The sequence below is a fragment of the Sagittula sp. MA-2 genome (assembly GCF_030126985.1).
Lineage (GTDB): Bacteria > Pseudomonadota > Alphaproteobacteria > Rhodobacterales > Rhodobacteraceae > Sagittula.
Map to the genome: position 1 here is coordinate 13767 of NZ_CP126146.1, position 19284 is coordinate 33050.

Annotated in this window: 14 protein-coding genes and 2 pseudogenes; 5 read left to right on the forward strand and 11 right to left on the reverse strand. The window is 60.8% G+C overall.

The window, feature by feature from the left end:
* Positions 1 to 96: 96 nt before the first annotated feature.
* A complete protein-coding gene (locus QNI11_RS22730) occupies positions 97 to 696 on the reverse strand; it encodes a hypothetical protein (RefSeq protein ID WP_283983585.1) in 600 nt (199 codons plus the stop codon).
* Between the two features lie 320 nt (positions 697 to 1016).
* Between QNI11_RS22730 and QNI11_RS27770 the strand changes: the two are divergent.
* A pseudogene (locus QNI11_RS27770) lies at positions 1017 to 1169 on the forward strand (integrase core domain-containing protein); the annotation flags it as partial.
* A 304-nt stretch (positions 1170 to 1473) separates the two neighbouring features.
* Positions 1474 to 1782: an H-NS histone family protein gene (locus QNI11_RS22735; RefSeq protein WP_283983586.1), complete on the forward strand. Its 309-nt coding sequence runs from the start codon at positions 1474 to 1476 to the stop codon at positions 1780 to 1782.
* Between the two features lie 2410 nt (positions 1783 to 4192).
* Here the strand turns inward: QNI11_RS22735 and QNI11_RS22740 are convergent.
* From QNI11_RS22740 to QNI11_RS22755, 4 genes and pseudogenes are all read right to left on the reverse strand, one after another.
* A pseudogene (locus tag QNI11_RS22740) lies at positions 4193 to 4628 on the reverse strand (IS3 family transposase); the annotation flags it as partial.
* A gap of 419 nt (positions 4629 to 5047) precedes the next feature.
* Positions 5048 to 6076 carry an IS110 family transposase gene (locus tag QNI11_RS22745; protein ID WP_283981941.1) on the reverse strand — a complete coding sequence of 343 codons (1029 nt, stop codon included), beginning with the start codon at positions 6074 to 6076 and terminating at the stop codon, positions 5048 to 5050.
* A 274-nt stretch (positions 6077 to 6350) separates the two neighbouring features.
* The gene (kdsA, locus tag QNI11_RS22750) at positions 6351 to 7181 is read right to left on the reverse strand and encodes a 3-deoxy-8-phosphooctulonate synthase (RefSeq protein ID WP_283983587.1); all 831 of its coding nucleotides are present in this window, start codon (positions 7179 to 7181) and stop codon (positions 6351 to 6353) included.
* A complete protein-coding gene (locus QNI11_RS22755) occupies positions 7178 to 7966 on the reverse strand; it encodes a 3-deoxy-manno-octulosonate cytidylyltransferase (RefSeq protein WP_283983588.1) in 789 nt (262 codons plus the stop codon). Before QNI11_RS22755 ends, kdsA begins: the two co-directional genes overlap by 4 nt.
* A 403-nt stretch (positions 7967 to 8369) precedes the next feature.
* On the opposite strand from QNI11_RS22755, the gene QNI11_RS22760 reads away from it, so the two are divergent.
* Complete coding sequence (locus QNI11_RS22760; protein WP_283983589.1) at positions 8370 to 8921, forward strand: hypothetical protein; 552 nt, start codon at positions 8370 to 8372, stop codon at positions 8919 to 8921.
* Between the two features lie 240 nt (positions 8922 to 9161).
* Here the strand turns inward: QNI11_RS22760 and QNI11_RS22765 are convergent, their stop codons facing one another.
* The gene (locus QNI11_RS22765; RefSeq protein WP_283983590.1) at positions 9162 to 10121 is read right to left on the reverse strand and encodes an SIS domain-containing protein; all 960 of its coding nucleotides are present in this window, start codon (positions 10119 to 10121) and stop codon (positions 9162 to 9164) included.
* 274 nt (positions 10122 to 10395) lie between these two features.
* On the opposite strand from QNI11_RS22765, the gene QNI11_RS22770 reads away from it, so the two are divergent.
* Positions 10396 to 11337, forward strand: coding sequence for a glycosyltransferase (locus tag QNI11_RS22770; protein WP_283983591.1), 942 nt, complete (start codon positions 10396 to 10398; stop codon positions 11335 to 11337).
* Between the two features lie 112 nt (positions 11338 to 11449).
* Here QNI11_RS22770 and QNI11_RS22775 read toward each other — a convergent pair whose 3' ends face one another.
* Together QNI11_RS22775 and QNI11_RS22780 are read right to left on the reverse strand one after the other, a co-directional pair.
* Entirely contained in the window at positions 11450 to 12109 is a 660-nt protein-coding gene (locus QNI11_RS22775; protein WP_283983592.1) for an ABC transporter ATP-binding protein, read from the reverse strand.
* 25 nt (positions 12110 to 12134) lie between these two features.
* Positions 12135 to 13511 (reverse strand): hypothetical protein, encoded by a 1377-nt coding sequence (locus QNI11_RS22780; RefSeq protein WP_283983593.1) that lies wholly within the window; start codon positions 13509 to 13511, stop codon positions 12135 to 12137.
* Between the two features lie 213 nt (positions 13512 to 13724).
* Between QNI11_RS22780 and QNI11_RS22785 the strand changes: the two genes are divergently transcribed.
* Positions 13725 to 14564, forward strand: a complete 840-nt coding sequence (locus QNI11_RS22785) for an ABC transporter permease (protein ID WP_283983594.1) — start codon at positions 13725 to 13727, stop codon at positions 14562 to 14564.
* On the opposite strand, the gene QNI11_RS22790 is transcribed toward QNI11_RS22785, so the two are convergent.
* Genes QNI11_RS22790 through istA form a run of 3 tightly spaced genes read right to left on the reverse strand, consistent with a single transcriptional unit; the run spans position 14530 to position 18719 of the window.
* Complete coding sequence (locus QNI11_RS22790; RefSeq protein ID WP_306418234.1) at positions 14530 to 16398, reverse strand: glycosyltransferase; 1869 nt, start codon at positions 16396 to 16398, stop codon at positions 14530 to 14532. The two genes, QNI11_RS22785 and QNI11_RS22790, sit on opposite strands and share 35 nt — an antisense overlap.
* Positions 16399 to 16408: 10 nt before the next feature.
* Complete coding sequence (gene istB, locus QNI11_RS22795) at positions 16409 to 17200, reverse strand: IS21-like element helper ATPase IstB (RefSeq protein ID WP_089852619.1); 792 nt, start codon at positions 17198 to 17200, stop codon at positions 16409 to 16411.
* A complete protein-coding gene (gene istA / locus QNI11_RS22800) occupies positions 17190 to 18719 on the reverse strand; it encodes an IS21 family transposase (RefSeq protein WP_283983595.1) in 1530 nt (509 codons plus the stop codon). Before istA ends, istB begins: the two co-directional genes overlap by 11 nt.
* Positions 18720 to 19284: the final 565 nt, after the last annotated feature.

The following is a 19284-nucleotide window of genomic DNA, read 5'->3' on the forward strand; positions in this document are numbered from 1 at the left end:
CAGACGTCGCTGTAATAGGTGCCGAAAGCTTCCGACAGGGTGAAGCGTCCGGTGATCTGGGGGGCGTCCTTCGCCTTGATACGCCATCCATCTTTTTCACCAGCCGTTGACGGCGAAACGCTTGTTCCAGAGGTGAGCAATCGGCCAGAAACGCACGCCGACCTCGCACCGCGAAACAGGGCAGGACGAAGGCGTCCGCCCCGTCCCGCCACCGACCCCGTGGGTGTGGAGCGGCCGGACATCATATCTGACCCTCGTCGGCGTCGTACTGCGCCTCGAGCGACTGGACGAGCAGTGCCATGGCCTCCGCCGCCTCGCGTGCTTCCTGCAGGGCGCGGGCCTGCCCGCTGGCATCCCCGGACTGGGCGGCATTGACCGCGGCAGAGATCGCCTCGCGCGACGCGACGCGACGCTGGCGGCATCGAGCACCCGCAGGCCCGCGCGCGCGGCTTCGGACGGCGCGCCGCACCCGCGCAGACGCGAGACCGAGTAACGCCCCGCCGCATCCTCCAGCGCCCAGATATAGATCGCCGGCCACTGGTGCTGGCCCGACAGGATCTTCAAAAGCGTTCCCTTCGAGACCGAGCTGCCCAGCCGGGCGTTGATCGTCTCGGCTGCGGCGTCGAGGCACCCGAAGGTGCCGTCGATCAGGGCCGACATGGCGGTGTTGACCTGGCGGGCATCAAGCATCGGCAACCCCGTTTCCTTGAGAGGCCCGGCGGCGAGGCGCAGAAAAGGTTAACAAGTCGTTAACAAAGTTCAACGGAGGTCCGAAATAGATGACCGCGCAGGAAAGGTTAGCATAGGGCTTCATTCGGCGGCCTCAGCTTTCGGGGCGGTGCCTGGAGAAGCGATTTGAGCGAATACCCTAAGAGTAGCTGCAAGTGCGCCACTAGGTCGGCCAGAAAAGAGCTCTGAGGACCCGACGCCCTGTGATGGTACCAGGACACAAGCATGGAGTGCCATTCCATCGTGCTTAGCGAGCCCATGCGAGACACGGCCTCGTCGGGCGTTTCAGGAAATCGTTTCTCAACGAGACATTGTTCTCGTTACAGGCAGATACCCGCAAGCAGATCCGGGCATGGCAGCACGGCTACAATCACCACCGCCCGTATTCGGGCTTTGAGAAAATTACGCCGGTCAAGTTCATGGCAAGAAAAGGCTGTTAAATCCCGCCGCATAGCTTCAGTAATCAGCGTGCGGGCTTTCCCAAAATCCGGCGGAGCGAGTGCAAGCTGGCACTTGATCACCCTCCCTATCAAGTAGATACCCTCAGTCACATGCTCAGAACTTCGCTTGAGGTTGTCGCTGAACTTAATGTTTCACGTTTTAAACTAGTCCCTACAAGATTGACCAAAAAACGTAACAACGATACACATCGCCATCGACATTCTGATACTGCGCTTGAAAAACTCTATCGCCTACAAGATTTTGGAGTTACGGTGCTCTTCAGAGCAGCACTGGAGGAGAACCATGCAATCAATCGATCTCGAGAAAATGTCTTTGGACGAGCTGAAGAAGCTTGAAAAGGACGTAAGCAAAGCCATAAAGACCTTTGAGAAGCGTCGACTTGATGAGGCTCGCGCTGCGGCTGAAGCCGTTGCTAAGGAAATGGGTTTCTCTCTAGCAGATCTTGCCGTAGAGGCGAAGACCTCGAAAGCTCCTCCAAAGTATCGTGACCCTAAGAACCATGAACTGACTTGGTCAGGTCGTGGCCGCAAGCCATTTTGGTTTGTCGCAGCAATCGATGCAGGACACTCGCCTGAAGAGCTCGAGATCTAACGATCAGTACATTGATCATAGATTTCCGTCTCATATGCGGAACCTGAGCTTTTCTTTTGTTGAGGCGCACGATTGGTTCCCTAAAACCGATCCACTTTTGAGGTGTGCGGATCAGTTCATGGCTGAACCAAGACATGAACTGCCTCCCTCCTTTTCCTAGGTCGCGGCCTCGGTGCTAGCTTTGAAACGGAAGCCGTCGTTTCCAGTTTCTAGAATGCCGCTTGAAGGGTGACATGACCGAGGTACCTGCTGGCGACCTTGGAACTCACGCCCAGGCAGCGCGTCGTGCGGAGATGTCACGAAAGAAGCTGAGGACGCAGCCGCACTCGCCAAAGGTCGGCTATACGATGATGACGACTTTGGAAACGCTGCCCCCACGCTGCTGTCCGGTTACGCCGGCCACTACAGATGTCCAAAGGTTTTTTCGTTAGCCAGCGCTCTAGCCGCGACCATCATCCATTGCCACGGAACCCGAAGCCAGAGCTTCGTCCAAGCCGTGCCGACATCAATAAAAAATTAACTTCAGCATGGTCCCCTGCAGCCATGCGCCCTTCCAACCGAAACCGCCGCCCCTACCCAATATCCGACCGCATGATCGACGCACTCATGTTCATCTTGGGATGGGCACTCGTGGCTTTTCCAGCCTTCCTGCTCATGTGGTAAGCAACTGATACTTAATAAGATTAAACCGGTTTGAAGATCATTCCGAATGCTGCAAATGTCAAAAGCACAAACGCCAAGAGAACCAGAAGGTACTTCGGCCAAGAACGATTGTAGAACGGGGTGCGATTATGACAGTCTCCGCACCTAGCACTCCCGTAGCGCAATGAATGACCGCACTGCTGACAGGAGAAGAGCCGTAAGACTTTCAAATTGCACCCGATGATCTACAAACTTCCGTGGCTGCACCCTGCGCCGACCCAAGGGAAAGCCGCAAGACCGAAGGCATGGCGAGAGCGACATCAGCTAACATTCTTGCTCCTTCTCGCCGCACTGCGGAAAAACACGGCTATGAAAGGCTTATGCCGCCTAGCCGCTATTGCGCGAGAAACCGTGTCGCGCGCGGTGACACTGATCACCTCGATCAGCATCATCAATGCCTCTGCGAATCGCTGCGTGCCGGAGCATGGTGGAAGGATGGACTCCTCTGGACACGCTTAGGGCAGCCCGCACTAGACACAGCAACGGACTACCATCGAAAAGATCTGTTCGGTGCGCGAACCATCTCATTACGGGGATACAATTCAACGCCTAATATCATCCAAGCCTCAGGCAGGAAACGGGACGAAACCGGGTCAGAACCGATACAGAAATTTACGGTTTTTCCATCCCGGTTTTTTGTCACCACCTGCCCTGCCCCTTAGAAACTGGAGCGCTTGATGTTGGAGCTTTTAGCTAAGCTTTCTTAGATACTGATGAATGAAAATACATGATGCGTCGAAGTTCAGAAATGCGTAAGGGCGTTCGTCCTCTGGCTATGCAAGCAGAAACGCCGGTCGCGAAGATCTGTCGCAAACCTAGGATCAGCTAGGCGACCTATTTCAACAAGAAGCAGGCGGCCTGCTGACTGACGAGATGAGTGGACTGAAGATACTCGACGAGAACAGGCTGATTGCGGATCGCCAAGGAGCCGTCGGCAGGACGATGTCTAGGCAATAGGCTTCGTTCATGACCAGCTCGCCATGGGAAAAAAGCTGCGGAGCCGGACCGTGATCGACATTACAGCGAGATCAGATTATCATGTCCCGATTGTCATGCAATACTCCGGTGGAACCACCAGCCCATCATCGTTAGACCGCCAGAAAAACCAGAGTGCGGCCATCCAAGGAAAGCCGGCTAAAAAGAAGCTCCTTCACACAGCTTGTGCTTCTGGGAACCTTTCCTTGTACGCAAGCATGGATCACTTCTTGCATACGGTTTTTCATTTTAGGCGCAAGATACGCACACGAGATGGTCTAGCTGTTCAGCCAAAACAACATCGCCAATATCGCAAATAGGCTGAACGGAAGCCACCAGCGATTTAAGACAGGCGTCGGTCGGAAGCAGTATGGGCACGCCGAGCAAGCGTACCGCAGCTCATAGTTGCAACTACATCGGATCAAGCGCAATCCTCGTGATGTCGAGTTTCCTTGTTCTCTCCGTGATCTGGCCACGATCCCCTCCTCCACCGAGTTGGCACTAAGTGTGCTGCTTCCCCTGAAATGGAAGACAGCACTGCGGCCACAGAATCCGCGGAGCAGGTTAATGCTTCGTTAACTTAGACAGGCGCCGTCTTCACTTTTCAGGCAGACTGATGAGAGCACGCCCAAGCTCGGAAACGCTTACTCAACGTCAGAAACTCGGTTGGGTCGGCAACTCCTTCTGACCTGCTCCCCTCGAAGTCAGCGTTTATCAGTTTGCTCTGTTCAGGGTTTAATTTGAGCTTTGTCCCTTTGTCGCTGGCAACCCTGCAGGTGAAGCCTCGCACCTCTGCGATCAGCTTCCGCTCCCCTCGAATGCCGGGGATCGACGTGTCTAAGACCGACACCAAGCACTCCTGGCTGAAGTCGGCGATGATGCGGAGGAAGCGCGCCCTGCGACCATCGGAAAGTACGCCAGAGACGAAGTCGAGCAACTACCGATGGCTCGGCCCCTGCGGGATCACCACCGGTGCCCTGGTCCCGATTGCCCGCTTGCGTCTGCCGGGTTTGCGCAAGTCAAATTTTCTTCGCAGTAGAGCCCGTAGAGTTTCTTCCAGTTCACCACCGAGCCATCACGCTTCAGCAAGATATGCACCGACGGTAGCCAAACCGCCGCCGTTCTGACGACCGTTCCTTCATCTTGGCGCGCAACACCGTATCTGCCCGCGGCTTCATGCCACCGTGCTTGCAGCACAAGGCTGGCGCGCTCATGCTCATTTGGTGCCCCTTCAGGCTACCAATAATCCTACGCTTCGCTGAACAGTAATCTCTTCGTCGTCTGTCTCCTCGTTCGAAGAACAGGCTGGCCTCAAACCGAGAGCATTTCTGGAAGCATGTATGAACTGCCTTCCCCTGCAAGTGACTTGTCGATGCGCCGCTGACCCTGCTTCTATGTATTCGGTCTTTCTTCGGGGCGGTTCGTTTTGCCCCTGACCAAGATGGGAAGTCGCGCGTCCTGTGTCTCGTTAAACCATCGGCACTTCAGGGGCCATACTCCCCATCAGACTGACAGAACGCCGATCGGTCGTTGGTCCATCTCCTCCTCGCTCGCAGATTCCTTTGCTCTCAGTTGTGTTACGGTCCGACTACAGGCCGCTCAGTGCATTGGGTTGATACCGCTCTCTCTTCGTCAATACAGCCCAGGCAATACGTGCCATCTTGTTGGCCATTGCGACCGCCGCGACGTTGACATGCGCTCGCTCCTTCAAGCGGTCGGCCCATGCCGCTATCGGCGACGTCCTGTCGCGCACGAGATGCAGCACGGTTCGGGCCCCGTGAATGAAGAGTTTCCTCAAGTATCGATTGCCGTGCTTCGAGATACCGATCAGCTTGGCTTTGCCACCTGTCGTGATCTGTCGCGGCACCAGGCCGAGCCATGCGGCGAGATCACGTCCTTTGCCGAAACTGCTGCCGGTACCGACCGCAGCCACGAGCGCCGTCGCAATCGTCGGGCCGACGCCGGGGATCTCCATCAGCCTCTGCATATCGGCATCCGTTTTGGCCAATACTCTGATCTCGGCATCGATGGCCGAGATCCGGTCATTGATCACGCTTAGCTCTGACGCCATGTCCGACAGAAGCGTAAGCATCCGACGTGAAAGATCGTCGGTGCCCTCTGCGGTCAATCTGATCAGTTCCTTTTGGAAGACATGGCGTCCCGTTCCAATCCGAATGCCGCGTTCCATCAGGAAGCCGCGGCCCTGATTGATCAGCCGTGTCCTGTCGCTCACCAGTCGTTCCCGCGCCCGGTGCAGAGCCTGAAGGTCGAGCTGTTCCTCTGTTTTGATTGCTACGAATGCCATCGTCGGGCGCGTCGCAGCCTCTGCAATTGCTTCCGCATCACGGTCATCGTTCTTGTGAACCTTGACGTACGGCCGGACATAGAGCGGCGACATCAGCCGAGGCTCATGTCCGTTCTGAAGACAAAACCGCCCGATGTGATGCGCCCCGCCGCAGGCTTCCATGGCAACGATGCAGGGCGGAAGCTTATCAAGAAAGTCCAGCAGCCGATGCCGCTGGAGACGTTTACGAAACACGATTGCTCCTGCCTCATCCAGCCCGGCAAGACTGCAAACGGTCTTGCCCAGATCAATGCCCAGAACCTTGATGTCCATCAGATGCTCCTCTCTCCACCTATGCCCGCCACAATAACAGCGGGTTGGTGGGAAGGCAGTTCATCCCATTAAATCAAAGGCGAGTTTCCTGAATGTTGCGCCTAACCAGCCCCCCAAAGAAAGGAGATGTTACGATCAGGGAGTGGTGTTCGGTGTGTGTGAATGGGCTGGGCAAACGGCAAATCGTGGCGTTTTCTTAAGATGGAGAAATCATCCGTTTCCGACAAAGATCTCCAAGTCCGCCCATCCCTGCTTCAAATAATCTTTTGAAAACCTATCCCTTGGTAAGTGCGTCGATGGCCTTCAGCCCCTTCAGGATGCGCCCGAGGTCCTCCACAGGCACCATGTTCGGTCCGTCGGAGGGCGCGTTGTCGGGGTCCTCGTGTGTCTCCATGAAGACCGCCGCAGCTCCCACGGCCAGTGCCGCACGGGCCAGCGGTTCGACGTATTCGCGCTTGCCGCCCGTGGACTTGCCTTGCCCGCCCGGCATCTGCACCGAATGGGTGGCGTCCATCACCACCGGATAACCTGTCCCGGCCATGATCGGCAGCGACCGGAAGTCGCTCACCAGCATGTTGTAGCCGAACGAGGTGCCGCGCTCGCACAGCAGGATACGTTCGTTGCCGGTCGAGGCGATCTTCTCCGCCACGTTGCCCATGTCCCAAGGCGCCAGGAACTGGCCCTTCTTGACGTTGACCGCGCGACCCGTCTCTCCGGCGGCCAGCAGCAGGTCGGTTTGGCGGCAAAGGAAGGCGGGGATCTGCAGGATGTCGACCACCTCAGCCACGGGGGCGCATTGCTCCGGCCCGTGTACATCGGTCAGGACCGGCACGCCGAATTCCTCTCGGATCAGGCCGAGGATCTTCAGCCCCTCCTCCATCCCGAGCCCGCGCCGCCCCTCCAGCGAGGAACGGTTCGCCTTGTCGTAGCTCGCCTTGAAGATCCAGCGCGTGTCGGCGGCCTCGGCTGCGGCGGCGATCCTCTCGGCCAGCATCCGGGCGTGATCATGCGATTCAAGCTGGCAGGGCCCGGCGATCAGCACGAAGGGGCGATCCTGGGCGATGGCGACATCGCCGCCCGAGGCGGAAACAGTGACTGTTTTCATGCGATGCCTTCCTTCTTCAGCACGCCTTCGATGCGGGCCACGTCGACGGGGTTGTTGAGTTCCCAGAACACCCGGCCGCGCGCCTCGACGGGCACGCAGGTGACGGAGGCGCCGTTTTCCAGGAAGCGCAGCTGCTCCAGCCCCTCGGCACGCTCGACCGGACCTTCCTCCCAGGCCATGTAGGCAGCCAGCGCCGCCGGGCGATAGGCATAGACGCCGACGTGGTGCCAGACCTCCGGCGGGGTCTCGAGGTTGCCGACGTAAGGCAGCACCTCCTTCGAGAAATAGATCGCCGTACCATCCCGGCGCAGGACGGCGGTGGTGCCGCCGACCCGCCCGGCGTGACGGTCGGAGACGAAGTTCGACAGGGTGTCGTGATCGCATTTCAGGACGGGGGTGGCCATCTCGACCTTGTCGTCCTGCATGGCGGCGATCAGCGCCTCGACGAACCACGGCGGCGTGAGGGGCGCGTCGCCCTGCAGGTTCACAACCACTTCCGGCGGCTCGGGCAGCTGCGCCACGCCCTCGGCACAGCGCTCGGTGCCGTTGCGCGCCCGGTCCGAGGTCATCAGCACCTCGGCGCCGAAGGCCCGCGCCGCATCGCGGATGCGGACATCGTCGGTCAGCACATAGACCGCATCGGCCCCCTGCACCTGCTGCGCCGCTTCCCAGGCGCGCTGGATCAGGCTCTTCTCGTGCCCGGTGGCCCCCTTCAGCCCGACCAGCGGTTTGCCCGGATACCGGGACGAGGCATAGCGGGCGGGAATGAAGATCACGGTTTTCATGGGTATGGTCCTACCTCTCCGATACGTGAGGGCCGGCGACCTGTCCCACCTTGCAGACAGCCGGACGGCCCACGCGGGATCGGCACAGCCGCCCCTAGTCTTGACCCGTCTTGTCATCCGGTGAGGTCAGGGATGCAAGAGGGGCGAGGTCACCGGGCCGGGCAGACCCGTGCCGCACCCCCGGTGGTTTCGCCGGAGCGTTTTGACCTGTCGGAGACGCTGATACCCTGACAGGCGGTTGTTGTGGTCAAAACGACCGTTTTGGCCGGAAGATTTTGACAGTGAGGTTTTGTTCCCAGAGGATTTCCACGAATATTGGAATACACCCAGTCTCAAAATAGTTGCCCCCCTTGACCAAGCGTGGCAACGTACAAGTAACAGGCATTTCTTTTGGTGATCGAAGGTGCGATACTTATCCATTGTTGGTCCGTTCATTGTCGGCGCTACCGCAGCAACGGTTTCAGTGATTACAATCTATGATCGAGTGTTCACCCAACCGTTATCGAATGTCGATGACGTCGTTACTTCATTGAACCGCATTTCGATCGCACTGGAGAGTGGAAATTTAAAGATTGCACCAAGCGAGTTGGAACAGGTCAACGCAGCCCTAACTCAGGTTTCAGGAGATGCGTACCGCGCTTCGACCGGCAATGACCCGGCGCAAACTAGCTACCTAAGAGTATCCGGAGGAGCTTTTGAGTTGCCAGTAAGGTCATCTGTAGATTTGGATGCGCCTAATGGTGAATTTGCGTCCTTTGGGCTTGAGCGCTTTTTTGGCGGCTCGGTTGAGGGTGCAATAGTGCATTTGAATGGCGAGGAGAAAAATCTTCGAGCGGGGCAGACGCTCCAATTTCCCAGCACCAGTGTGAATTGCAATATTCTGTACATTGGCCCCGCGAATGAAGAGTATTCCGCAGCTCGGTTCAGATTTCGTTGCAACATGCCAGACGCATAATAAGTTAACTTGACATTCGAGTACATCAGTTTTGCTCAAAAACCACACATTTCCGCCAGTGGAAAAATCCGCCGTTTTGACACCGATAAAGTATTGCCGTAGCCAGACTGACTCATTAGGCTCAGGCAGATGTGTGAAGTTGCCGCAGAGCTCGATATAAAGTGCGAGAATAGAGATCGGTAGGATCGACATCACATAATGAAACCTATCACCCGCCGCCACCGGTAATCGCCTACGCCCCTACGCCACCCCTGCCCTGAGTGCGTCGTGGATGTGGATCAGCCCGGTCAGCGTGGCCCCTTCGGTGACCGGCAGGACGGTGCGTTTGGAGTCGTTCATGACCCCCAGCGCCTCCAGCAGCAGCGTGTCGGGGGCGGTGGTCAGGGGGGCGCGGGTCGCGACTTCGCCGGCGGTGCGGTCCATCAGCCCGGCCATGTTGCGGCGCAGGTCGCCGTCGGTGATGATCCCGGCCAGCCGGCCCTCTTCCACCAGCAGGGCCACGCCGAACCCCTTCTGCGACATGATCAGCAGCACGTCCGGCATGGGCGTGTCCGCGGCCACCACGGGCAGTTCGTCGCCGGTGTGCATAACCGCCGCCACCCGCAGAAGCTGCGCGCCCAGCGTGCCGCCGGGGTGGAAGGCGGCAAAGCTTTCGCGGTCGAAGCCCCGGTGCCGCATCATCGCCACCGCCAGCGCGTCTCCAAGCGCCATCGCCATCGTCGTCGAGGTGGTGGGCGCCATGCCGATCGCGCAGGCCTCCGGCGCGTCGGGCATCAGCAGCACGTGGTCCGCCGCCTGCGCCAGCGTGCTGTTGGCGCGCCGGGTCATCGCCACCAGCGGCACGGAGAACCGCGCGCAATGGGCGATCATGTCGGCCAGTTCCTTCGTCTCGCCCGAGTTGGAGATCAGGATCAGCGCATCGGCGCGGGTGATCATCCCGAGATCGCCGTGCGAGGCCTCGCCGGGGTGCACGGTCTGCGCCGGCGACCCGGTGGAGGCGAAGGTCGCCGCCATCTTGGCCGCCACGTGCCCCGACTTGCCCATACCCGAGACGATGATCCGGCCCGGCACCTCCAGCAGCATGGCGATGACCGCATCGAAGCTGCCGGGCAGTTCCCGGGCCAGCCGGTGCAGCGCCTCGCCTTCGGTGGTGAGCACCTGGCGGGCGATCTCGGACGGGGTCGGGGAGGGTTGGGACATGGAGGGAAGGCGCCTGTTTTCAGGCGCTCTCTAACCTGTACCGTATCGCTTGTCCAATTACGCCTTAACGGAATTTTCTACGGCCTTCCCCAGGCGGGTGCTGAATGTTTTGTGGCAAATTGTAGTACCGTTGCATTTGCTCTTTCGGCACGAAACATCACTGGGCCGCGAAGAGTAGCCTCCTCCCCCGCATCTGCAAAATTGCCTGATAGCGGCAAAAATAATCCAAATCTTAAAGATTTCGGTTCGAGAGTTGCGGCAAAAGGAGAATGCGATGCAGCCGCTCTTCCGTATTCGTGGCACCTCCTCACTACCGAAAGTGACAATCCTGTTGGCCACTTTTCAGGGCGCAGCGCATCTCCGAGAGCAACTTGCCTCGATCGCCTCACAAGAAGGAGTCAATTGGGTTCTCCGAGCATCCGACGACGGTTCCGACGACGGCACGCTGGAAGTCCTTACCCAGTTTTGCGCTGCATACCCGGACAGGGTCACGCTGCGCGCGGGACCACGACGTGGAGCGGCGGCAAATTTTCTAGCGATGCTCTGTGCGCCCGACCTCGCCCCCGCCCCCGTGGCGCTCGCGGACCAAGACGACATCTGGTACCCGACGAAGCTCAAAAAGGCTCTGTCACGCCTCGAAACGATCTCGGACGCGGCGGTCTACACCGCCCGGAGCCGCCACGTCGACGCCCTCGGCCGTCCACTCGGCCTGTCGCGACGGCACTGCGGCGCCCCCTCCTTCGGCAATGCGCTGGTACAGAACCGGGTCTCTGGCCACGCGGCGGTACTGAACCCGCAATCCCTGGCGCTGGTGCGCGCCGTGGGCCCGGTGGAGGTCCCCTTCCACGATTGGTGGCTCGCCCTGCTCATCACCGGCGCAGGCGGGACGGTGGTAGAGGATGACGCGGTGGTGCTCGACTACCGCCAGCACGGCGGCAACGTCCTCGGCGCCCCGCGCAGCTGGCGCGCCCGGTTGACACGCGCCGCCCTGGTGTTGGGTCCCCAAGGCCGCCGGATCATGAGCGCCAACCGTGCCGCCCTCGCCCGCGCCGCCCCCTTTCTAACGGAGGACGCGCGCGCCCTGCTCGACCGGCTCGACACCGCCCCCGCGCATGGCGTCGCGCGGGTCCACGCGCTGTCCCGCCTCGGGATCCGGCGCGACGCTCCGGCGGCACAGGCCGTCCTCACCCTCGCCGCGACCCTCGGGCGTTACTGAACGCCCCGGGAACCACGGGCCCCTTCTTCATCTTGGCAAAAAATACCTTGGGGAGCCTCTCCGCAGGAGCCGCGGGGGCACTCCCCTGTTTCGCGCGCGAAACCGCAGGCCATCAGGCTGCGGCCATGGCCTGCACATGGTGAGCGATGGCGTCTTCTACATCATCGTAATACCACGCGCGCCCGTGCTCCAGCACGATGCCGCTGTCGCACAGCATCCGGATCTGCGGCAGGGCATGGCTGCAGACCAGCGCCCCCGCCGACTGCAACCGCGCCTTGAACAGCGCGTCCGATCGTTCGCGGAACGCGGCATCCCCCACCGCGGTGATCTCGTCCACCAGGTAGACGTCGAAGTGGATGCCCATGGAGATGCCGAAGGCCAGCCGCGACCGCATCCCCGAGGAATACGTGCGGATCGGCATCCGGAAATGCGGCCCGAGCCCGGCGAAATCCTCGACGAAATTCACCAGCTCGTCGGTGTCGACCCCATAGATGCGCGCCACGAAGCGGCAGTTCTGATGGCCGGTCAGGTCGGGATGGAACGACCCCGCAAACCCCACGGGCCAAGACACCTGCCCGGTGGTAACGATCCGCCCCTCCGTCGGCCGGGTCGTGCCCGAAACCATGCGCAGCACCGTCGACTTCCCCGCGCCGTTGCACCCCAGAAGCCCGACTGACCGCCCGGTCGGCACCGTCAGGGTCATGCCCGAGACCACGGTAACCACCTTGCCCTCGGTTACGTAGCGCTTGGTGACGTTCTCGAAGCGGATCATCGCGCCGCGACCCCAGGCTGCCCCATCACCGCCGGTCCTTCAGCGCGTAGATCACCAACACCAGTGTGCCCCAGACCAGCAGGATCAGTAGCGTGGCCAGCGCCAGCAACATCTCGCGTTCCGGGTAGCGCGGACTCTGCGCCAGCGTCGGGTGCACGTAGGCGGTGAGGTACCGGCTCTGCCGCCGCGCCTCCACAACGCTCGCGTCATAGGCCGCCAGAGCCGAGGTATAGGTCGCTTCCGCGAACTCCCGGTCGACGACCAACCGCTCGTACTCACCGAAGAGGTCGGCATAGACGCCGTCCTCGCCCGTGACCGCCTCCGCCCCGCCGGCCAGGCCCAGCTTGCGGCGTTCGGCGGCGATGCGGTCGCGGATCACCCCGATCCGGCTTTCGGCCTGCGTCAACCGCGGATCGTCGGCCCGGGTCCGCAGCGCAAGCAGGTCGTATTCGATCAGCTCGTTGGCCAGCAGCCCTTCGAGGTTGGCCAGCACGCCCGACTGCCGCTCCATGTCGACGGTGGGATCGACCATCTGGTTGCGGTTGCGGAAGGAAGTCAGCGCCTCGCGCGCGGCCTTCAGCCGGTCCTCCGCCTTCCCAAGATCGGCGCGGGCGTAGCGGATCGCGTCCTCCCGCGCGGTGGCGAGGAGGGCGTTGATCATCTCCGTCGAGCGGTCGAACAGCGTTTCCGCGATGAGCTGGGCATCGCGAGCCTCGAAGGCCAGCACGCGCACCTCGATCAGCCCGGCGCCATCGTCGTAGTAGATCTTCACCATCCGCTGCCAGTGATCGACCAGGTCCTCGATTGTGCCGTCAGGATCGAAGGCGAAATACGGGTCTGTGCCGCCCGGTTTCGACCAGATCGTGCGCAGGTCCAGCGCCGCGTCGATCTCCGCCACCAGCTTCTGGCTCTGCAGGTATTCGTAGAGGATGTCCGTGTCCGAAGAGGAGGAGCCCGACAGCGGGGCGAGTCCGCCCAGCAGCTCCAGCGCGGAGTTGGTCTCTTCCGTGCGGACGGAAAAGGCCACGGTGGAGGCATACTGGTCCGCCGCTCGGTCCCAAAGATACCAGGCCACGGCGGCGGCGGGCAGCAGAACGCCCAGCACGAAGCTCAGCATCAGCGCCCAGTGCCGCCGCCTGAGACGGGCGAGCCCGGCCATGCGCGCGCCGCCCGGAATGCCGGGGCGGAAGCCCGGCGGCGGGATCGGCGTCGGCCGCGGAACCGGCTTCGGCTGGGCGCCGCCGGCGGGGGCATGGGTCGGCACTGGGCGCGGCCCCGGCACATGCGCCGGAAGCTGGGCCTGCACGCCGATATGGTCCCCGGCCTGAACACTGGCCTGAGACCGGTCATGCGTCCGATCAGGGGCAGTGGCGGGCATATGCGCCTGTGTGCGGGCCGGCATCGGGGCGGCCCTTTGGGTCGAAACCTTGGTCAAGAGCGGTATCCGCAGACGATCCGAATGTCGCGGCACCTTCGGACATAAACCTTTAGGAAAGATTTACCGTGCATGGAGAAGAGCGGGGCCTGCCCCGGCCACCGGCCCGAAACGCCCTAGCCGCGCAGGGACCCCGCAAGGATCATCAGAGGACCACGGAAGGACCGCAGGCGACCCGCCATGTCCGAGACCACCCACGCCCATACGCCTCATGCCGACACATCTTCCGCCCCCCAGCGTCCCCGCCCCGGGGTACCGCGGCTGGCGACGCTGCGCTCCATCGGGGCGCTGATGCTGCGCGAGATGGCTACCAGCTACGGACGCTCCCCCGGCGGCTACCTCTGGGCGGTGCTGGAGCCGGTGGCGGGCATCGCGCTCCTGACGGCGGTGTTCTCGATCGGCTTCCGCTCGCCGGTGCTGGGGACGAGCTTTGCGATGTTCTACGCCACCGGGATGCTGCCCTTCATCCTGTTCACCGACCTCGTGGGCAAGGTGGGCCAGGCGCTGAACTACTCAAAGCAGCTCCTGGCCTATCCCCGCGTGACCTTCGTCGACGCCATCGTGGCGCGCTTCGTGCTGAACCTGATGACCCAGATCCTCGTCAGCTACGCGGTGCTCGGCGGCATCGTCGCCCTGTTCGAGACGCGGGTCGTCGTCGACGGCATGGTGCTGGTGCGGGCCTATGTGCTGGCGGCGGCGCTGGCGCTGGGGCTGGGGACGTTCAACGCCTACATGCTGGTGCGCTTCCCGATCTACCAGCGCGTCTGGTCCATCGCCATGCGCCCGCTTTTCCTGCTGTCCTGCATCTTCTACCTGTTCGACAATCTGCCGGAGCCCTATCGCGGCTGGCTCTGGTACAACCCGCTGGTGCATGTGATCGGACTGATCCGGCGGGGGTTCTACCCCAACTACGACGCGCTCTACGTGTCGGAGGTCTACGTGCTGGCGGTGTCCCTCGTAGCGCTGACCGCGGGGCTGATGTTGCTCAGGCGCGAACACCGGATGCTGCTGGAGCTCTGAGCGTTTCGCGCGCGAAACCCCAGTGCGACAGATGCCGCGCCCGGGTGAGGATCGCCTGCGGATCCTCCGCGAAGCCAAGCGGCAGCAGCGCCACCGGGGCGCCACGCGCCTCAGCCGCGCGCACCGCCTCCGCCTGCCCGCCCAAGTCGAAGACCATAACCGGCAGCCCGGTGGCCAGCGCCTCGTGCGTGGTGAAGGAGAACGTCTCCGGCCAGAGCGAGGGGATCAGCCAACAGGTGATGCCGTAGCGCGCCGCGAGGCGGGGCAGGTCGCCCACGCTGTAGGCCCCGTGTTTCCGTCCCGGCAGCGGTAGGCGGTAGGCGGGATCGATTTCTCCCAGCAACACCACCTCACAGCCGCTATTGCGGCAAGCGCGAGCAAGCCGTTCCGCCACCGCGGCCCCCTTATGCGGCGCGAGATTGCCGAGAATACCCAATACCGGGTGCGCACCTGGAGCTGGGCGTGTAAGCGCAGGAACAGCGACATGTAGATTATGTGGACAAACTTCAATTCGAGCATCTTTGTAGACCTCTGCAAACAGCATTTTGGCTGCGCTGGAAAAGCAGATCACACGCTCCGCCCGGTCAACAAGGGGGCGCCAAGCATTCCGCCATTCCACCAATGGCACTGCCCGACCGTTTGGGCGGCGAGCAACATGCCTAGACGAGGCGTGTGTTGGCTCCGGCAATCCTTGCCATTGCTCATTTTCCTCAAGCAATGTCATGTTTGGTGAAAGAGCAAAATAGTCGTGCACTAGCACCGTCAACCTGTCCTCAGGACCTTTCAGGGAAAGAAACAGCTCGGGTAGAACCACAGGATCAATGTCGCCAACGGCACAAGAGTATACAAGCTCACGCCGCGAGACAGGTGCAAGAAGGCGCTCCACCAAGTCCCAGTCTTCTGTACCGGCTGAAGTCACGCACAAAGTACCGTCAGCCTGTGCATGATGCAGTTCTATAGTGAATCGATAATTTCCACCGACCCGGATCACCAAGCCGGCCCCTACCCTAGCAACATCGGTAGCAAGGCGCCTTTGAAGATCTATATCTGCGCCGCCCCCCATTGAGTGCCCGAGATAGATTGGTACAGCTACATTCCGTTGGAGTTCTGCTCTTGCAATCCCAACTGCCAGACGCGCGGTTACTAACGGATCGCGTCGCAGGAACATGCACACCTCTACGTCAAAGCGCGGATACCTCTTTGCTAATAGAGCTGAATTTCTACGAATGAGGTTCTGCTTTTGTGTCTGGCCAAAACTTTGACCGCCGAGATGAGCTACGTAGAGATCTGGAACGTAAACATGAGAAAATCCTCGCGCCCGCAGGCGCTGACACCAGTCTACTTCCTCGCCGTAGCCCGGAGTGAAGGCTGGATCAAAACTCGGCTCCAACTCTAAAGCAGTGCGAGACATTGCCATGCAGAAGCCCACACTGGTGGGAGCTACAACCTGAGCGCGGCCATTCAGATTCTGAGCAAAACGGTCTAGCGCCTGTGCTTCATCAAATGTCACAAGGGCAGCAAGTCCAGGAGAAGGCACAGAACCGAGTTCAGCATCATTCGACAATGGTGTAACCGACGCAATCCTCGGGTCTTCCAGCAAAGGTCTCAAGAGCCGAGGAGCCCACGCCTCTGGCAAGAATGCATCCGAGTTCAGCAGAACTACAGGATCGGGCCACAACATCGCTTGTTTCAATCCCAAATTCGCGCTGCTGACAAAGCCAAGGTTGCGTTCGTTCTCGATCAGATGTGCGCCATGGCGAGATGCCCAGTTTTGTTGGATGTCACTGAGAACTGACCCAGCATTGTCATCGAGATTTGACCCGCCTGTCAGTATGTCGGTCGGTTCATGACGGGGTCAACATTGGCGTCTCCTTCCTCTTCTTTTTCGCGGTCTCCGAGCTGGCCTTGAAGCGATAGCTGTCGTTTCCGGTTTCCAGGATGTGGCAGCGGTGTGTGAGGCGATCGAGGAGCGCGGTGGTCATTTTGGCGTCACCGAAGACGCTGGCCCATTCGCTGAAGCTCAGGTTCGTGGTGATCACGACGCTTGTGCGCTCGTAGAGCTTGCTGAGGAGGTGGAACAGCAAGGCGCCGCCCGAGGCGCTGAACGGCAGGTATCCGAGCTCGTCGAGGATCACCAATTCGGTTTTCACCAACGCCTCGGCGATTTTCCCGGCCCTTCCCAGCGCCTTTTCCTGTTCCAGCGCGTTCACCAGCTCGACTGTGGAGAAGAAGCGCACGCGTTTGCGGTGATGCTCGATCGCTTGGACACCGAGGGCAGTCGCAACATGGCTTTTCCCGGTGCCGGGCCCGCCAATCAGGACCGCGTTCTCGGCAGCATCCAGGAACTCGCATCGGTGAAGCTGCCGAACGAGGGCCTCGTTGACCTCGCTGGCGGCGAAGTCGAAGCCCGACAGGTCCTTGTGAGCCGGGAAGCGCGCTGCCTTCATGTGATAAGAGATGGACCGCACTTCACGTTCGGCCATTTCGGCCTTCAGCAGCTGCGACAGGATGGGGATCGCCGCCTCGAACGCAGGCGCACCCTGTTCCATGAGGTCATGCACGGCCTGCGCCATGCCTGGCATCTTCAGACTGCGGAGCATGATGACGATAGCAGCGCCGGCGGGATCATGACGCATGGCGTTTGCCTCCGGATGTGCGCAGCCCATCGTAGCGTGCGACATTGGCCTCGGGCTCTTTCGTCAAGACGAGACTTGAAGGCGGCGTCACGTCGGGCTGGTCAGTCGGCGTGCCATCCACCAGCCTATGGAGCAGATTCAATACGTGGGTCTTTGTCGGCACGCCTGCCTGCAGTGCCATGTCCACGGCGCACAGCACGACTTGCTCGTCGTGATGGAGCACCAGGGACAAGATTTCCACCATCTCTCGATCGCCGCCGGGCTTGCGGAGCAGTTTATCCTGCAACTGGCGGAATGCCTCCGGCATCTCGACAAACGGGGCACCGTTGCGCAGCGCGCCCGGCTTGCGCTGGACCACGGCGAGGTAATGGTGCCAATCATAGATGACGCGGCCCGGTTGCCGATGCGACCTTTCAATGATGCGCTGGTGCTCGCAGACGACATGCCCTTCAGCAACGACAACCAGCCTTTCGGGGTAGATGTGCAGGCTGACGGGCCGGTTCGCAAAGCTGGCAGGCACGGAGTAGCGATTGCGATCAAACGTGATGAGGCAGGTTGGGGACACCCGCTTGCTTTGCTCGACATAGCCGTCGAACGCCGTGGGCAACGGCATCAGCGAGGGCTTCTCCGCTTGCCAGACATCGTCGATGCTCCCGGGCAAGCCGCCATGTACGGTCTCGACCCACAGCGCCTTGCACCGTTCTTCCAGCCAGCGGTTCAGCGCATCGAGATCAGGGAAGGTGGGCATCACCTGCCACATCCGGCTGCGAGCATCGCGGACGTTCTTTTCGACCTGCCCCTTCTCCCATCCGGCGGCCGGGTTGCAGAAGTCGGGTTCGAATACGTAGTGGCTTGTCATCGCCATGAAGCGCGCATTCACGTCGCGCTTCTTGCCGACGCCCACACGGTCCACCGCCGTGCGCATATTGTCGTAGATCCCGCGGGCCGGCACGCCTTCGAAGACCCTGAACGCGTGCCAGTGCGCCTCGAACAGCATCTCATGTGTCTGCAGCAAATACGCCCTGACCAGAAACGCGCGGCTATGCGACAGCTTGACGTGTGCGACCTGCAGCTTGGTCCGTTCGCCCCCGATGATCGCGTAATCTTCGCTCCAATCGAATTGGAAGGCCTCGCCCGGCTTGAACACCAGAGGCACGAATGTCCCGCGATCCGTCGTGCTCTGCGCCCGCTGCCGGTCCGATTTCCAGGCGCGGACAAAGGCTGAGACCCGCTCGTAGGAGCCGTCGAATCCCAGCTGAACCAGATCCGCGTGCATCTGCTTTGCCGTCCGCCGCTCCTTGCGCGACTTGCGCTGTTCGGCCAGCAACCAGCCCGACAACTTCTCCGCGTACGCGTCGAGCTTGCTCGGCCGCGACGGCACGTTGAACTTGGGCTCGACGATCCCGGCACGCAGGTAACGCCTGATAGTATTGCGCGACAGACCAGTCCGCCGCGAAATCTCACGGATGGGCAACTTATCCCGAAGTGCCCAACGTCGAATGACGCTCAAAATATCCATGTCGATCACTCCAATGACCCCCGACAAATCCCGTCAGGGGGAGGGTTCCACATGGGTCAGTTCTCAGTGACATTTCCTATCGCCGCTGGGTCAGTTCTCAGTGACATCCAACAGCCCAGTTTCTCAAAAACAACACGGTTTCAGTGTCCGGAGAGGCATCGTCTACCAACACCATGCGCCAAGGTATCTCCGTGTGAGCGACAACCCGTGTCAGTGCACCTTGTACCAGAGACAAGTTTCCATAGACTGGCATGACCAAGGTAACACCGCCCGGCTCGGGTGCCGGTGCAGGCACGTCAAACAGTCGGGAATCGAGTGCCAAGGGTGCAGGCCCCGAGAGATTGAGCAGTTGTTTGACACGTGCCCTTGCAGTGGGATCTCGGTGACGTATCCAGCGCAGGGCATGAGGGAAAGCATTGACCGATAAGACTATAAAATAAATGAATAATCTCAATTGACTTGCTCTGCTGGCTGGGCCGTCTGCAGGCAGATGCCAAGCTGCAAAGATGCCGAACAAGCGTCGAACGCGAAGGAACACTGAAGCCTCCTGAAGTTTCGAGGATGC

Bases quoted from the DNA above. Each gene is read 5' to 3' on its own strand.
- QNI11_RS22735 (WP_283983586.1), top strand. From the start codon at position 1,474: ATGCAATCAATCGATCTCGAGAAAATGTCTTTGGACGAGCTGAAGAAG.
- QNI11_RS22745 (WP_283981941.1), bottom strand. From the start codon at position 6,076: ATGGACATCAAGGTTCTGGGCATTGATCTGGGCAAGACCGTTTGCAGT.
- kdsA (WP_283983587.1), bottom strand. From the start codon at position 7,181: ATGAAAACAGTCACTGTTTCCGCCTCGGGCGGCGATGTCGCCATCGCC.
- QNI11_RS22755 (WP_283983588.1), bottom strand. From the start codon at position 7,966: ATGAAAACCGTGATCTTCATTCCCGCCCGCTATGCCTCGTCCCGGTAT.
- QNI11_RS22765 (WP_283983590.1), bottom strand. From the start codon at position 10,121: ATGTCCCAACCCTCCCCGACCCCGTCCGAGATCGCCCGCCAGGTGCTC.
- QNI11_RS22770 (WP_283983591.1), top strand. From the start codon at position 10,396: ATGCAGCCGCTCTTCCGTATTCGTGGCACCTCCTCACTACCGAAAGTG.
- QNI11_RS22775 (WP_283983592.1), bottom strand. From the start codon at position 12,109: ATGATCCGCTTCGAGAACGTCACCAAGCGCTACGTAACCGAGGGCAAG.
- QNI11_RS22780 (WP_283983593.1), bottom strand. From the start codon at position 13,511: ATGCCGGCCCGCACACAGGCGCATATGCCCGCCACTGCCCCTGATCGG.
- QNI11_RS22785 (WP_283983594.1), top strand. From the start codon at position 13,725: ATGTCCGAGACCACCCACGCCCATACGCCTCATGCCGACACATCTTCC.
- istB (WP_089852619.1), bottom strand. From the start codon at position 17,200: ATGCGTCATGATCCCGCCGGCGCTGCTATCGTCATCATGCTCCGCAGT.
- istA (WP_283983595.1), bottom strand. From the start codon at position 18,719: ATGGATATTTTGAGCGTCATTCGACGTTGGGCACTTCGGGATAAGTTG.